At 72.9% G+C, this 14,557-nt stretch carries 12 protein-coding genes; 3 read left to right on the forward strand and 9 right to left on the reverse strand.

Annotated features, from left to right (window positions below; translation table 11 throughout):
* Positions 1 to 76: 76 nt before the first annotated feature.
* Positions 77 to 1,501 (reverse strand): M20/M25/M40 family metallo-hydrolase, encoded by a 1,425-nt coding sequence (locus ACUYMY_RS09130; RefSeq protein ID WP_481703262.1) that lies wholly within the window; start codon positions 1,499 to 1,501, stop codon positions 77 to 79.
* Between the two features lie 69 nt (positions 1,502 to 1,570).
* Here ACUYMY_RS09130 and ACUYMY_RS09135 point away from each other — a divergent pair, with 69 nt between their 5' ends.
* The gene (locus tag ACUYMY_RS09135; protein ID WP_481703263.1) at positions 1,571 to 2,158 is read left to right on the forward strand and encodes a DUF3043 domain-containing protein; all 588 of its coding nucleotides are present in this window, start codon (positions 1,571 to 1,573) and stop codon (positions 2,156 to 2,158) included.
* Positions 2,159 to 2,258: 100 nt separating this feature from the next.
* Here the strand turns inward: ACUYMY_RS09135 and ACUYMY_RS09140 are convergent, their stop codons facing one another.
* On the reverse strand, positions 2,259 to 3,344 hold the full coding sequence (locus tag ACUYMY_RS09140; protein WP_481703264.1) for a quinone-dependent dihydroorotate dehydrogenase: 1,086 nt from the start codon (positions 3,342 to 3,344) through the stop codon (positions 2,259 to 2,261).
* A 100-nt stretch (positions 3,345 to 3,444) separates the two neighbouring features.
* On the opposite strand from ACUYMY_RS09140, the gene ACUYMY_RS09145 reads away from it, so the two are divergent.
* The gene (locus ACUYMY_RS09145) at positions 3,445 to 4,434 is read left to right on the forward strand and encodes an alpha/beta hydrolase (RefSeq protein ID WP_481703265.1); all 990 of its coding nucleotides are present in this window, start codon (positions 3,445 to 3,447) and stop codon (positions 4,432 to 4,434) included.
* Positions 4,435 to 4,437: 3 nt separating this feature from the next.
* Here the strand turns inward: ACUYMY_RS09145 and ACUYMY_RS09150 are convergent, their stop codons facing one another.
* From ACUYMY_RS09150 to leuA, 3 genes are all read right to left on the reverse strand, one after another.
* Entirely contained in the window at positions 4,438 to 5,253 is an 816-nt protein-coding gene (locus ACUYMY_RS09150; protein ID WP_481703266.1) for an isoprenyl transferase, read from the reverse strand.
* 95 nt (positions 5,254 to 5,348) lie between these two features.
* Positions 5,349 to 6,113, reverse strand: coding sequence for a DNA repair protein RecO (gene recO, locus ACUYMY_RS09155; RefSeq protein WP_481703267.1), 765 nt, complete (start codon positions 6,111 to 6,113; stop codon positions 5,349 to 5,351).
* 103 nt (positions 6,114 to 6,216) lie between these two features.
* A complete protein-coding gene (leuA, locus tag ACUYMY_RS09160) occupies positions 6,217 to 7,962 on the reverse strand; it encodes a 2-isopropylmalate synthase (protein WP_481703268.1) in 1,746 nt (581 codons plus the stop codon).
* A gap of 232 nt (positions 7,963 to 8,194) precedes the next feature.
* Between leuA and ACUYMY_RS09165 the strand changes: the two genes are divergently transcribed.
* Positions 8,195 to 10,159 (forward strand): M13 family metallopeptidase, encoded by a 1,965-nt coding sequence (locus ACUYMY_RS09165; RefSeq protein WP_481703269.1) that lies wholly within the window; start codon positions 8,195 to 8,197, stop codon positions 10,157 to 10,159.
* A gap of 57 nt (positions 10,160 to 10,216) precedes the next feature.
* Here ACUYMY_RS09165 and ACUYMY_RS09170 read toward each other — a convergent pair whose 3' ends face one another.
* The 4 genes from ACUYMY_RS09170 to ybeY all read right to left on the reverse strand — a co-directional run bounded on the left by ACUYMY_RS09170 (position 10,217) and on the right by ybeY (position 14,557).
* On the reverse strand, positions 10,217 to 11,746 hold the full coding sequence (locus tag ACUYMY_RS09170) for an LCP family protein (RefSeq protein WP_481703270.1): 1,530 nt from the start codon (positions 11,744 to 11,746) through the stop codon (positions 10,217 to 10,219).
* Positions 11,747 to 11,833: 87 nt separating this feature from the next.
* Positions 11,834 to 12,790, reverse strand: coding sequence for a GTPase Era (era, locus tag ACUYMY_RS09175; RefSeq protein WP_481703271.1), 957 nt, complete (start codon positions 12,788 to 12,790; stop codon positions 11,834 to 11,836).
* On the reverse strand, positions 12,783 to 14,087 hold the full coding sequence (locus ACUYMY_RS09180) for a hemolysin family protein (protein ID WP_481703272.1): 1,305 nt from the start codon (positions 14,085 to 14,087) through the stop codon (positions 12,783 to 12,785). The genes era and ACUYMY_RS09180 overlap by 8 nt, the downstream gene beginning before the upstream one ends.
* Positions 14,084 to 14,557: an rRNA maturation RNase YbeY gene (gene ybeY, locus ACUYMY_RS09185; protein WP_481703273.1), complete on the reverse strand. Its 474-nt coding sequence runs from the start codon at positions 14,555 to 14,557 to the stop codon at positions 14,084 to 14,086. The genes ACUYMY_RS09180 and ybeY overlap by 4 nt, the downstream gene beginning before the upstream one ends.

Raw genomic sequence — 14,557 nt, forward strand, 5'->3', positions numbered from 1 at the left:
CACCCCTGACTCCGTGCTAACCCCCTGTGGCGACACTCACGCCAGCGAACTCACACAGTGCTGCTCAACGGCACGTTCACAGGCCGATGCCGGGTCCGGGCGTGCGCCGGAGCGCCGCCAGGAGGAGGGCCTCGGCCAGGATGCAGCGCTCGAACTCGCCCAGGTGCAGCGACTCGTTGGCGCTGTGGGCCCGCGAGTCCGGGTCCTCGACACCCGTGATGAGCACCTCGGCATCCGGGAACACGTCGGTCAGGTCCGCGATGAACGGGATGGAGCCGCCCATGCCCATGTGGACCGGCGGCGTCCCCCACGCCGCCTCGAGCGCCCACATGAGGCGGGCTGCCGCCGGCGAGCCGGTGTCGGCGAGGTAGGCGCTGCCCCTCTCCCCCGGCTCGAACCGCAGGTGCGCACCGAAGGGGACGTGCGCCTCGAGGTGCCGCCGGACGGCGTCGAGCGCCGCCTCCGCGTCCTGCCCGGGGGCGAGCCGCAGGCTGAACTTGGCCCGTGCCCGGGGCTGGATCGTGTTCGAGGCGACGGCCACGCCCGGGGCGTCGAGGCCGATGATCGAGAGCGCGGGGCGCGTCCACAGCCGCGCGGCGATGCTGCCGCTGCCGGCGAGCTCGACGCCGTCGAGCACCGCGGCGTCGCGGCGGTACTGCTCCTCGGGGTACTCCACGTCGGGGTCGTCGCCGGCGACGAGCCCCGCGACGGCGACGTTGCCCTCCTCGTCGTGCAGCGTCGCGATGAGCCGGGCCAGCACTGTCGGGGCGTCGAGGACGGGCCCGCCGTAGACGCCGGAGTGGACGGCGTGCCCGAGGACCGACACCTCGAACGTCCCGTCGACGAGTCCCCTCAGGCTCGTCGTGACGGCGGGGGTGCCGACGGCCCAGTTGCTCGAGTCCGCGACGATGATGACGTCCGCGGCGAGCCGGTCGCGGTGCGTCTCGAGGAACGAGCGGAAGCTCGGCGAGCCGGCCTCCTCCTCGCCCTCGATGAAGAGCGTGACGCCGACCCCGGGCGTGTCCCCGTACACCGCGGACAGCGCGAGGCATGCGCCGAGGTGGACGAGGATGCCGGCCTTGTCGTCCGCCGTGCCGCGCCCGTAGAGGCGCCCGTCGCGCTCGGTGGCCTGGAAGGGCGCCGAGTCCCACAGCTCAGGGTCGCCGGTCGGCTGGACGTCGTGGTGTGCATAGAGCAGGACGGTGGGCTGGCCCGGGGCCGGCGGACGGTGCGCGACGACGGCGGGCCCGCCGGGCGTCCCGTCCTTCCTGGGCGCGCGCAGGATCTCGGCGTCGGCGAACCCCGCGGCGCGGACGAGTTCGAGGACCGCCCCGGCGCTGTGCTCGAGCTCCTCGGCCGGGAATGCGGGAAACGCGATGCCGGGGATGGCGACGAGGCGGGAGAGCTCCTCGACGGTCTGGGCGAAGCGGCGGGCGACGGCCGCGCGCAGGGCGGCGACGTCGTCGTCCGACACGGCGGGCGGGGCAGGCTGTGAAGGCATGGCCCGACACTACGCAAGCCCGCGGGGGCCATCAATCACGCCCGCCCGGCGCGCCGGTATCCTGAGTGGGTGTTTGGACGCAAGAACCAGCCCGCCGCCGAGAGCCCCGGGCAGCCTGAGGACCAGAATGCCGCCTCCCTAGCCGGCAAGGGGGCGCCGACCCCGCGGCGCAAGGACCAGGAGGCCGCCCGCCGCCGTCCCCTCGTCCCGACCGACCGGAAGGCCTCGAAGGCGGCCGAGCGGCAGGCTGCCATGGACGAGAGGGCACGCGTGCGCCGCGCCCTCGAGACCGGCGACGAGCGCCACATGCCGTGGCGCGACCGCGGGCCGCAGAAGCGGTTCGCCCGCGACTTCGTCGACGCGCGCTTCAACCTCGGCGAGTACCTCATGTTCGCCGCGCTCGTCTTCGTCGTGGCCTCGTTCGTCGTCCCGCAGGACAGCGCGTCCCAGGTGTACATCCTCAGCGGGTTCTGGGTCGTGTTCCTGCTCGTCTTCGCGGACACGTTCTGGCTCTCGCGCCGGCTCAAGAAGCGCCTCGCCGCGAAGTTCGGCGAGGTCGAGCGCGGCACGGTCTGGTACGGGAGCATGCGGGCGCTGCAGTTCCGCCCGCTGCGCCTGCCCAAGCCCCAGGTCAAGCGCGGCGCATACCCCTCCTGAGCCACCGCGCACCCGGCGCGCACGACGGCGCGGCACCCTTTTTGGGTGCCGCGCCGTCGTCGTGTCTGCCGCCCGCCGCGCCGCGGCGGGGCCGCCCCTGCTATCCGCGGGAGCGCGCGTAGCCGCGGGAGCGCGCGAGGCCCGCGTTGATGTGGGCGGCCCAGAAAGGGCCCTCGTAGAGGAAGGCCGTGTAGCCCTGGACGAGGGTGGCCCCGGCGTCGAGGCGCTCCCGCACGTCTTCCGCGGTCTCGACGCCGCCGACCGAGACGAGCGCGAGCCTGTCCCCCACGGCGGCACGGAGCCGGCGGAGCACCTCGAGCGAGCGGGCCTTGAGCGGCGCGCCGGAGAGCCCGCCCGCGCCCGCGGCCTCGACCTTCCCCGCCGGTGCCGAGAGCCCCTCGCGGCCGATCGTCGTGTTCGTGGCGATGATGCCCTCGAGCCCCAGCTCGAGCGCGAGCCGCGCGACGTCGTCGACGTCCTCGTCGCTCAGGTCCGGGGCGATCTTCACGAGCAGCGGCACGCGGCGGCCCGCGGCGCGCCCGGACTCCTCGCGGACGGCCTCGAGCAGCGGGCGCAGCGACTCGGCGCTCTGCAGGAGGCGCAGGCCCGGGGTGTTCGGCGAGCTCACGTTGACCACGAGGTAGTCGGTCACGGGGGTCAGGAGCCGTGCGCTCACGCGGTAGTCCTCGACGGCGTCCTCGAGCTCGACCGCCTTCGTCTTGCCGATGTTGACGCCGATGACCGGCCGCCCGGCGCCATACCGGGCCTCGAGGGCGGCCCGGGCCGCGGCGATGCGCGGCGCGACGGCCTCGGCGCCGTCGTTGTTGAAGCCCATCCGGTTCACGACGGCGCGGTCCTCGACGAGGCGGAAGAGGCGCGGCGTCGGGTTGCCCGGCTGCGGCTGCCCCGTGATCGTGCCGACCTCGACGTGGCCGAAGCCCAGCTCGGCGAGGGCCTCGATCCCCCGGCCCTCCTTGTCGAACCCGGCCGCGAGGCCGAACGGGGACGGGAAGGAGACGCCGAAGGCCTCGGTGCGCAGGGCTTCGGAGGGGGCAGTGAAGCGCGCGAGGGCCTTGCCGAGGCCGGCCGCGTGGACGGCCCGGATGGCGCCGAAGCCGATCTTGTGGGCGCGTTCGGCGTCCATCCACGAGAACGCGGCACGGAAGAAGAGGGGGTAGAAGCGCATGCCCCCAGTCTCCCGTCTCCGCGGGCCGGTTCCCAAATGCGGTTCGCGCCCGCGCCGGGCCGGGTACCCTCGGGTCAGGAATGGCGCGAGGAGGTGTCCCGTGGAGCTTGCGTGGTCGCCAGACTTCCTGGGCGACGGCGTGGAGGCGGCCCCGCTGGGCCGGGGGCCGTCGGGCCCGCTCGGGATCCTCGTCCGCTACGGTCATCCCTCAGCGTCCGCCCCAGCGGGGGGCGACGGCGGCCCCCCGCCCTGGCGCGGGCGCGCGCTCGTGTACGTCCACGGCTGGAGCGACTACTTCTTCAACCTCGAGCTCGCGCGCTTCGCGGACCGCCTCGGCCTGCGGTTCTTCGCGCTCGACCTGCCCGAGCACGGGCGCAGCATCGGCCAGGGGACGGTGCCGGGGTACGTCGGCTCGGCGGCCCAGTACCTCGAGAGCGTCGGCGCGGCGGTGCAGGCCGCCGCGGCGGAGGCCGGCGCCAGGCCCGTGCTCATGGGCCACTCGACCGGCGGCCTGGCCGCGGCGATCTTCGCGCAGCGCAGCCCCGGGGAGCTCTCGGGCCTCGTGCTCAGCAGCCCCTGGCTCGTGCCCCACGGCGGGCCGCTCGCAGGCCGCGTCCTCGAGGCGGCCCTGCGGCCGGCCTCGGCCCGGTGGCCGCAGGCCCGGCTCCCCCTGCCGCCGCGGGGGTTCTACTGGCGGGCCATCGCCAAGGAGGCCGGCGGCGAGTGGGAGCTGCGCAGCGACCTGCGCCCGCCCAACGCCTTCCCCGTGCGCGTGGGCTGGCTCCACGGCGTGCTCGAGGCCCAGCGCGCCCTCCGCGCGGGCCCGCGCATCGCCCTGCCCGCCCTGCTGCTCGCCTCGAGCGCGTCGGACACCGGGCCGGTGTGGCGCGAGCAGATGCGCTCGCGGGACGCGGTGCTGAACGTGGCGCCCATGCGCCGGGCGGCGGCCGCGCTGTGCAGCGACCTCGACGAGGCCATCGTGGACGGCGCCCTGCACGACGTCCTGCTCTCCGCCCCGGCCGTGCGGCAGGAGGCCTACGCGCGGCTCGGAGCCTGGCTTGACCGGATCAGCCGGCTCAGTGGGGGCTAGGCGCTACCCCGCGGGCGCGCGGTCGACGGCGCCCCCGTAGCGGCGGTCGCGGCGAGCGTAGATCTCTACGGCCTCCCAGAGGGTCCGCCGGTCCACGTCCGGCCAGAGCGTGTCCATGAAGACCATCTCCGCGTAGGCGGACTGCCACAGGAGGAAGTTGCTCAGGCGCTGCTCGCCCGAGCTGCGCAGGAACAGGTCGACGTCGGGCAGGTCGGGCTCGTCGAGATAGCGCTGGACCGTCTTCTCGCCCACGCTGCGCGCGCTCAGCCGCCCGGCCTCGACGTCGCGCGCGATCGCCGCGACGGCGTCGGCGATCTCGGCGCGCCCGCCGTAGTTGACGCACATCGTGAGGTGGCACGTCGTGTTGCCGCGGGTCGCTGCCTCGGCCTCCTCGAGCTCGCGGATCACGGAGCCCCACAGCTTGGGCCGGCGCCCCGCCCAGCGGATGCGCACGCCCCACGAGTCGAGCGTGTCGCGCTGGCGCCGGAGCACGTCCTTGTTGAAGCCCATGAGGAAGCGGACCTCCTCGGGCGAGCGCTTCCAGTTCTCGGTCGAGAACGCGTACACCGAGACGTACTCGATCCCGAGCTCGATCGCCCCGGCCATGACGTCCAGGAGCGCCGGCTCGCCCGCCTTGTGCCCCTCGATGCGCGGCAGCCCGCGCTGGTTGGCCCACCGGCCGTTGCCGTCCATGACGATCGCGACGTGCCGGGGGACGAACTGGCGCGGGATGTCGGGCGGCGTCGCGCCCGAGGGGTGCGGGAAGGGGCGTATGGGCGCTGGCCTCTCGGCGCGGGGGCGTCGCGGGGTCGATGTCACGGGGTCGTCACCATCCGAAGAGTGTGGGGCAGGCAGGGCATTGGGGGGTCGGGCGCGTGCCGGTCTGCGGGAGGCACGACGGCGCGCGGCGGGTCTCAGGTTCCGGCGGGCTCCCGCTCGACGAGCCGCAGGGAGCCGACGGCCCGCTCGAGGTGCCACTGGGCGTACGCGGCCACGAGGCCCGCGGCCTCCCGGCGGTGCTCCGGCTCAGAGGGGTCGGCGGTGCCCCAGTCGCCCGAGAGCAGGGCCGCGAGGAGCGCGACCGTCTCCGCCGCCGGCGCGGGCGAGCCCGGGGGCCGGCAGTGGGGGCAGACGATCCCGCCGAGCGCGGCGCTGAACGCCGCATGCGGCCCGGCCTCGCCGCAGCGGGCGCAGTCCGTGAAGCTCGGCGCCCAGCCCGCCGTCGCGAGCGCCCGCAGGAGGTACGAGTCGAGGATGAGCCCGGGAGCGTGGGCGCCTCGGCTCAGGGCCGCGAGGGCACCGACGAGGAGCTGGTACTGGGCCGGGCCGGCGTCCGTGTCCGAGGCCGTGAGCCGCTCCGCGGTCTCTGCCATCGCCGCGGCCACGGTGTAGCGGGCGTAGTCCGAGGCGATCGCCGCGCCGTAGCTCGCGCGGGCCGCCGCCTGGCTCACGACGTCGAGGGAGCGGCCGTGCACGAGCTGGAGGTCGGCGACCATGAACGGCTCGAGCCTAGCCCCGAAGCGGCTGCTCGTGCGCCGGACGCCGCGCGCGACCGCCCTGACCTGGCCGTGCCGGCGGGTGAGGAGGACGACGATCCGGTCGGCCTCGCCCAGCCGGTGGGTGCGCAGGACGACGCCGTCGTCGCGGTAGCTCCGCGCTGCGAACGTCGTCTCGGCCATGGCTGCCATTCTCCCATGGCGGCGAGGACGGCGGCGGGCGACCCGCTCACACGCGGGGCCCGCCGCCGTCGTCCGCCAGCCCGTGGGCCGGCCGGTGCGGTCGCTATTCGGCGGCGTCGCGCAGGGCGCGGTTCACGGCGGAGATGACGGCCTTGAGCGAGGACATCGACGTGTTCGAGTCGATGCCGACGCCCCACAGGACCCGCTCCCCCACGGCGCACTCGACGTACGCGGCGGCACGGGCGTTGCCCCCCTCCGAGAGCGCGTGCTCGCTGTAGTCCAGGACCCGCACGTCGATCCCCTCGGCGCTGAAGATGTCCAGGAGCGCGGCGATCGGGCCGTTGCCGGTGCCCGTTCGGCGCACCTGCACGCCGTCCACCCGCAGCGTCGCGTGCAGCGTCATCGTGCCGTCCTCGGTGGTCTCCGTGTTGACCGAGGAGAGGGCGTACTTGCCCCACGGCTTGCCGCCGTCGACCGACGAGGACGGCAGGTACTCGTCGGAGAAGATCTGCCACAGCTCAGCAGCGCTGACCTCGCCTCCGACCGTGTCGGTGCGGCGCTGGATCACGCCCGAGAACTCGATCTGCGCGCGCCGCGGCAGGTCGAGGTGGTGCTCGTTCTTGAGCAGGTAGGCCACGCCGCCCTTGCCCGACTGGGAGTTGACCCGGATGACGGCCTCGTAGGTGCGGCCGAGGTCCTTCGGGTCGATCGGCAGGTACGGGACCTGCCACGTGAAGTCGCGCACGTCCTTGCCGGCGGCGGCCGCGTCGCGCTCGAGCGCCTCGAAGCCCTTCTTGATGGCGTCCTGGTGCGAGCCGGAGAAGGCCGTGAAGACGAGGTCGCCGCCGTAGGGGACGCGCTCGCCGACGGGCAGCTGGTTGCAGTACTCGACCGTGCGGCGGATCTCGTCGATGTTCGAGAAGTCGATCATCGGGTCGATGCCCTGGACGAACAGGTTCAGGCCGAGGGTCACGAGGTCGACGTTGCCCGTGCGCTCGCCGTTGCCGAACAGGCAGCCCTCGATGCGGTCCGCGCCCGCGAGGTAGCCCAGCTCGGCGGCCGCGACGCCGGTGCCGCGGTCGTTGTGCGGGTGCAGGGACAGGATGATGCCCTCGCGCGGGTGCAGGTGGCGGCTCATCCACTCGATGGAGTCGGCGTAGACGTTCGGCGTGGCCATCTCGACGGTCGCCGGCAGGTTGATGATGACCTGGCTGTCGGCGCTCGCCTCGAAGATCTCGGCGACCCGGTTGCACACGCGCGCCGCGTACTCGAGCTCGGTGCCCGTGAAGGACTCCGGCGAGTACTCGTAGGTGATGTGCGTGTCCGGCAGCGTCTCCTCGTACTTCTTGCACAGCAGGGCGCCCTGGACCGCGATGTCGAGGATGCCGTCCTCGTCCTGGTGGAACACGACGCGCCGCTGCAGGACTGAGGTCGAGTTGTAGAGGTGGACGATGGCCTGCTTGGCCCCGACGAGGGCCTCGTAGGTGCGCTCGATGAGGTGCTCGCGCGCCTGGGTCAGGACCTGGATCGTGACGTCGTCCGGGATGTGGCCGCCCTCGATGAGCTGGCGGACGAAGTCGAAGTCGGTCTGCGAGGCGGAAGGGAAGCCGACCTCGATCTCCTTGTAGCCCATGTCGACGAGGAGCTTGAACATCTTCATCTTGCGGGCCGGGCTCATGGGGTCGATGAGCGCCTGGTTGCCGTCGCGGAGGTCCACCGCGCACCAGCGGGGCGCCTTCTCGATCCTCTTGTCGGGCCACGTCCGGTCCGGCAGCTCGACCTTGATCTGCTCGTGGAACGGCAGGTAGCGGTGGACCGGCATGCCCGAGGGCTTCTGAGCGTTGCGCATGGTTTTACTGTAGGCCTTTCTTCGTCGCTGGGATCCACGGCGGCCGGGGGCACGTGAAGACTCCGCGGCGGGGGTCCGGCCTGCGCTGGATCAGCGACTAGTGGGCCCCGCCACGGCAGCTAAGAAGAAGCAGCGCGTTCGGCACACGGCAACCATAGCACCCTGCCGCGAGCCGCCCCGCCCCGCCCAGGCGCCCCCGCCTAAGATGAAGCCAACCCACACAGGAGGCAGCATGACCAGCTCGAGTGCGCCGTCCGGCGTCGACCGCGACTACTTCGACGATGGCGTCCGCCCGCAGGACGACCTCTACCGCCATGTGAACGGCGGGTGGCTCCGCTCGACCGAGATCCCCGCGGACCGCGCGCTCGTGGGCACGTTCATCCAGCTGCGCGACCGCTCGGAGGAGGCCGTGCGGGCCCTCGTCGAGGAGCTCGCCGAGGCGCAGCACCCCGAGGGGTCCGACGAGGCGAAGATCGGGGCCATGTACCGCTCCTTCATGGATGTCGACGGCGTCGAGCGCCTGGGCGCCGAGCCCCTCGCCCCGCTGCTGGCCGAGGTCGACGCCGTCGAGGACGCCGCGGGCCTCGTCGTCACCTCCGCGCGGCTCAGCCGTGGCGGGACCGACGGCCTGTTCGGCTTCTACGCCGCCCCGGACGCGGGCGATCCCGAGCGCGTGGTCCTGTACCTGAGCCAGAGCGGGCTGGGCCTGCCGGACGAGTCCTACTACCGCGACGAGAAGTTCGCCGAGACCGTCGCCCAGTACCGCGACTACCTCCGGGACGTCTTCGCCCTGCTGGGCTCCGAGTCCGCGGAACAGGACGCCGAGGACGTCCTCGCGCTCGAGCGGCGCATCGCCGCGCTGCACTGGGACCGCGTGACGCTGCGCGATCCGCAGAAGACCTACAACCTGCGCACCGAGGCGCAGGCCACGGAGGCGTTCGGGCACTTCCCGGCGTGGGCCGAGGCCGCGGGAGTGGCCGCGGACGCCCGGGCCGAGCTCGTCGTCTCCAACCCCGACTACCTCGCCGGGGTCACGGGCCTGCTCGAGGAGGTCCCGCTGCGCGCCTGGAAGCTGTGGCTCCGGGGCCACGTGCTCGGCTCGGCCGCACCCTACCTGTCCTCGGCCTTCGTGGACCGGCACTTCGCGTTCTACGGGACCGTGCTCTCCGGCACGCCCGAGAACAAGGAGCGCTGGAAGCGCGGCGTCGGCGCCGTCGAGTCCGGGCTCGGGATGGCCGTCGGGCGGCTCTACGTGGCCCGGCACTTCCCCGAGTCGCACCGGGCCGAGATGGCCGTGCTCGTCGAGAACGTCGTCGAGGCCTACCGGCAGAGCATCTCGGTCCTGCCGTGGATGGGCGCCGAGACGCGCCAGCGGGCGCTCGCCAAGCTGGCCTCGTTCCGGCCGAAGATCGGCTACCCGGACGAGTGGATCGACTTCTCCCCGGTCGAGATCCGCGACGGCGACCTCCTCGGCAACGCCCGGCGCGCCCACGAGGGCGAGCTCGACCGGCTCCTCGACGAGATCGGCAAGCCCGTGGACCACGTCAAGTGGCTCATGACGCCGCAGACCGTCAACGCCTACTACCACCCGCTCATGAACGAGATCGTCTTCCCCGCGGCGATCCTGCAGGAACCGTTCTTCCACCCGGACGCCGACCCGGCGGTCAACTATGGCGGTATCGCGGCCGTGATCGGCCACGAGATCGGGCACGGCTTCGACGACCAGGGCTCGCAGTTCGACGGCGACGGGGCGCTGCGGAACTGGTGGACCGACGAGGACCGCGCGGCCTTCGAGGCGCTCACGGCCAGGCTCGTGGGCCAGTTCGAGGTCCTCTCCCCCGCCGAGACCCCCGGCCACACCGTCAACGGCAGGCTGACCCTCGGGGAGAACATCGGGGACCTGGGCGGCCTGGGCATCGCGTACAAGGCGTACCAGCTGAGCCTCGGCGGCGAGGAGGCCCCTGTGATCGACGGGCTCACGGGCGCCCAGCGGTTCTTCATCTCGTGGGCCACCGTGTGGCGGCAGGTCTGCCGCCCCGAGGAGACGCTGCGCCGGCTCTCGATCGACCCCCACTCGCCGAACGAGTTCCGCACGAACGCCATCGTGAAGAACCTCGACGCGTTCCACGAGGCGTTCGGCGTCACGGCCGGGGACGGCATGTGGCTCGAGCCCGAGGAACGCGTCGCCATCTGGTGACCCGCAGACGACGCCCCGGCCCCCTCAGGAGGGGGCCGGGGCGTCGTCGTCCTGGCCTCAGTATCCGAAGGCCGCCTGGCAGGTCGAGTCCGCGGCGGTCTGGGAGACGATGCCCTCCGGCACCTTCGCCTCGAGGCGCTCCCCCGCCGTGAAGTCCTGGCCCACGTAGAGCTGGACGCCGGGGACGGCCGTGGACGGGAGCACCTGCGCGGCCGGGATGCCGAAGCGCGCGGCGATGTCCGCAGCGACCTGCTCGTAGCCCGGGCCGTAGTAGACCGCCGTCGAGGCCACAGGGACCGCTGCGAACGAGGTGGCCCGCGTGAAGCCGTCGGCCGCGAGGTAGCGGACAAGCTCCTGGGCGCGGCCGGGCAGGCCCGAGCCGTTCGCGACGGCGACGGGCTGCACGGACTTCTCGTAGGCGGGCGTCGGGGCGGCACTCGGCGTGCCGCTGACGGCGGGGTCGGTGGGCGTCGGCGCGGGGGTCGCGGGAGTCTGGGGCGCGGTGAGGTCCCGGCCCTCGCGCAGGGCCTGGAAGAGGCCCTCGGCGTCGGGCTCCTTGAGCTGGACGCGGGCCGGGTCGGCCACATAGGCCTCGGTGGGGACGGTCACGAAGGCGACCTTGGCCAGGTCGATGTCCTTGAGCCGGTTCCCGATGGTCAGGAGGGACTGGGGGTTGGCAAGACCCTTGTCCACCGTGAGGTTCTTCGTGATCGTGTCCGCGATGCCGAGCATCTTGGGCACGTTGCCGATCGTGCCGTCGGCCCGGACCTTGCGGGCGAGGGATGCGAGGAAGGCCTGCTGCGACTTGATCCGGGACAGGTCGCTGCCGTCCCCGACGCCGTGCCGGCTGCGCAGGAAGGCCAGGGCCTGCTCCCCCTGGACGGAGTTGGTGCCCGCCGCGAGCTTGAGTCCGGACGACGGGTCATCAATGGCCGCGTTGACGCAGACCTCGACGCCGCCGATCGTGTTGGAGAGCTCCTTGACGGCATTGAAGTCCGCCACGAGGAAGTGGTCGATGGACAGCCCCGTGAGGTGGTTGATCGTGTCCACCGTGCAGCCCGGCCCGGCGAGGGACATCGACGAGTTCAGCTGGGCCACCGGGACGGCGGCGTGGCGTATGTCGCTCTTCGGGTCGGTGCATGCGGGGATGGAGACCATGAGGTCGCGCGGGAAGCTGGCCATCGTGATCCGCTGGTTGTCGGCCGAGATGTCCATGAGGATCATGACGTCGGCGTTGCCGCTCCCGGAGCTGTCCTCGGACGTCCCGTAGGCGCCGTTCGCGCCGTCGCGCGTGTCCGTGCCCACGATGAGCAGCTGCAGGCGGTCCGTCGCGTCGCTCGAGGCGTCGGCGCTCGCGCTGCCCGCCGAGAGCGGGGCCTGGCGCAGGTTCGTCTGGAGCCGGATGACCCAGTAGCCGGCGGCCGCCACGAGCACTACGAGGACGAGCGCGAGCACGATGGCCACGGCCTTGAGCGCGGGATGCCGGTGCGAAGGCCTCAGGTGCCGGGGCGTCGGGGTCTCGTCGCTGCTGGCGTGGTGGGCGCCGGCGCGGGTCACGGCGCCGGCGGCGTCGGCACGTCGAGCCAAAGAAGGGGCCTTCCTGGAGGTTCTGGGGTCAGTCCATGGTACCGGGGCGGTCTGTGAGCCTGCTGTGAGCGCCCTCGCACGGGATGCCTAGAAGCCCAGCCGCCCGAGCTGCTTGGGGTCGCGCTGCCAGTCCTTGGCGACCTTGACGTGCAGGTCCAGGTAGATGCGGGTGCCGAGGAGGGCCTCGATGCCGCGCCGCGCGGACGTGCCGACCTCGCGTAGGCGCTCCCCGCCCCGTCCGATGATGATCGCCTTCTGCGACGGGCGCTCGACGAACAGGTTCACGCGCACGTCGAGCAGGGGGTTGTCCTCGCTCCGGCCCTCCCGCGGGACGATCTCCTCGACGACGACCGCGAGCGAGTGCGGCAGCTCGTCCCGCACGCCCTCGAGCGCGGCCTCGCGGATGAGCTCCGCGACCATGACCGCCTCGGGCTCGTCCGTGAGCTCCCCGTCCGGGTAGAGCGGCGGGGACGGGGGCATGTGCGCGATGAGGATCTTCTCGACCGTGCTGACCTGGTAGCCGTCCTTCGCCGAGACCGGGACGAGCTCGGCCCAGCCCTCACCGCCGAGGACCTCGCGGCCGAGGGCATCGACCGCGAGGAGCTGCTCGGCCAGCTGGCCGCGGTCCACGAGGTCGGCCTTCGTCACAATCGCGACGATGGGCTTGCGCCCGACGGCGGCGAGCTGGTTCGCGATGAAGCGGTCACCCGGGCCGATGCGCTCGTTCGCGGGCAGGCAGAAGCCGATCGCGTCGACCTCGGAGAGCGTCTCGGCCACGAGGTCGTTGAGCCGCTGGCCCAGAAGGGTGCGCGGACGGTGCAGCCCAGGGGTGTCGACGAGGATGAGCTGCCCGTCCTCGCGGTGCACGATGCCGCGGATGGTGTGCCGCGTCGTCTGCGGCTTCGCGGAAGTGATCGCGACCTTCTGCCCCACGAGGGCGTTGGTCAGGGTGGACTTGCCGGCGTTCGGGCGGCCGACGAGGACGGCGAATCCGGCGCGGTAGGTCTCGGAGGCGTCGCCGCCGCGTGTTGGGGTGTCAGCCATGGGTGTTCTCCGCTTCGTCAGTGGCGTCGGTGCTTGTCTCGGCGGGCTCGGCCCGCTCGGCCAGGATGTGGCTGATCCGGTTGCGGCGGCCCTCGATCCGCTCCGCCGTGAGGCGGATGCCGTGGATCTCTGCCGTGCTGCCCACGATCGGGACCCGGCCGAGGCCTTTGGCGAGCAGCCCGCCGACCGTCTCGACCTCGTCGTCCTCGACGTCGGTGTCGAACAGCTCGCCGAGGTCGTCGAGGCTCATGCGCGACGCGACCCGGAAGCGGCCGTCGCCGAGGGGCACGGACTCGTCGGCGTCGACGTCGTACTCGTCCACGATCTCCCCGACGAGCTCCTCGATGAGATCCTCGAGGGTCACGAGCCCCGCCGTGCCGCCGTACTCGTCGACGACGATGGCCAGGTGGATCGATTCGCGCTGGAGCTCCTTGAGCAGCTCGTCGACCGGCTTGGACTCGGGCACGAACCGCGGCTCCCGCGCGAGCGTGTCGACCGCCTCCGAAGCGGCGCGCGGGTCCTCGTGCAGGCGGGCGGCCACGTCCTTGAGGTAGAGCACGCCGACCACGTCGTCGAGGTTCTCACGGAACACGGGAACGCGCGAGCAGCCGGAGCGCAGGAACAGGGACATGGACTGGGCCAGGGTCGAGCCGGACTCGATGGCGACGATGTCCGTGCGCGGGACCATGACCGCGCGCACGAGGGTCTCGCCGAGCTCGAAGACGGACTGGAGCAGCTCGGCCTGCTCCTCCTCGAAGTCCTCCGCGTCGCTCGCGCGCTCGACGAACTCGCGCAGCTCGGTGGCGCTGTAGGTCGAGTCCTCGTGGCGGGGGTCGGTTCCGGCGGACGTGCTGCCGAGCGCCACGAGCCACGCGGGCACGGGGCCGAGCACGAGGCGCAGGCCCCGCACGAGCGGCGCCGCCGCCGCGGCGACGGGCAGGGCGTGCTGGCGCCCGAGCTGGCGCGGCGAGACCCCCACGAGCAGGAACCCGACGAGAGCCATCGCGGCGGTCGCGGCGAGACCCGCGAGCCACACGTTGCCGAGCCAGCTGTGGGCGAGCACGGCGACGGCGACGGCGCCGGCGGTCTCGAACCAGACGCGCCAGAAGCGCAGGGCCTGCAGGTGCGGCACGGGGTCCTCGAGCAGGTGGCGCAGGGAGGGGGCACGCCCCTCCTCGATGAGGAGCTCGGCGTCGTGCCGCGGGAGGAAGGCGAGGGCGGCCTCAGCGGCGGCGAGGAAGCCTGCGAGGGCGACGAAGGCGAGCGCGAGGCCGATCAGGAGGACGGTGGTCGTCACGCCACCGTCTCGCTCGGCGCGGGACGCCCGAGGAACTCCGTGAGCAGCTGCTTCTGGAGGCCGAACATCTCCTCGCGGTCCTCCGGCTCGGCGTGGTCGAAGCCGAGCAGGTGCAGGATCCCGTGCGTGGTCAACAGGAGCATCTCGTCGTCGACCGAGTGGCCCCCGCGGGCGGCCTGCTCGGAGGCGACCTGCGGGCACACGGCGATGTCGCCGAGCATGCCCTGGGGCGTGGGCCGGCCGGGGAGGCCCGGCGTGAGCTCGTCCATCGGGACGGAGAGCACGTCCGTGGGCCCGGGCTCATCCATGAGCTCGAGGTGCAGCCGCTCCATGGCCTCCTCGTCGACGAGCAGGATCGAGAGCTCGGTCTGGGGGTGCAGCCAGAGGCGCTCGAACACGAACCGGGCCAGCCGGACGAGGGCCTCGGCGTCGACCTGGACTCCGGACTCGTTGTTGACTTCGATGCTCAC

Source organism: Sinomonas sp. T428B, from assembly GCF_056780155.1.

Excerpts from the sequence above, each read along its gene's own strand:
- ACUYMY_RS09130 (WP_481703262.1), bottom strand. The coding sequence starts at position 1,501 with ATGCCTTCACAGCCTGCCCCGCCCGCCGTGTCGGACGACGACGTCGCC.
- ACUYMY_RS09140 (WP_481703264.1), bottom strand. The coding sequence starts at position 3,344 with ATGCGCTTCTACCCCCTCTTCTTCCGTGCCGCGTTCTCGTGGATGGAC.
- recO (WP_481703267.1), bottom strand. The coding sequence starts at position 6,113 with ATGGCCGAGACGACGTTCGCAGCGCGGAGCTACCGCGACGACGGCGTC.
- leuA (WP_481703268.1), bottom strand. The coding sequence starts at position 7,962 with ATGCGCAACGCTCAGAAGCCCTCGGGCATGCCGGTCCACCGCTACCTG.
- ACUYMY_RS09165 (WP_481703269.1), top strand. The coding sequence starts at position 8,195 with ATGACCAGCTCGAGTGCGCCGTCCGGCGTCGACCGCGACTACTTCGAC.
- era (WP_481703271.1), bottom strand. The coding sequence starts at position 12,790 with ATGGCTGACACCCCAACACGCGGCGGCGACGCCTCCGAGACCTACCGC.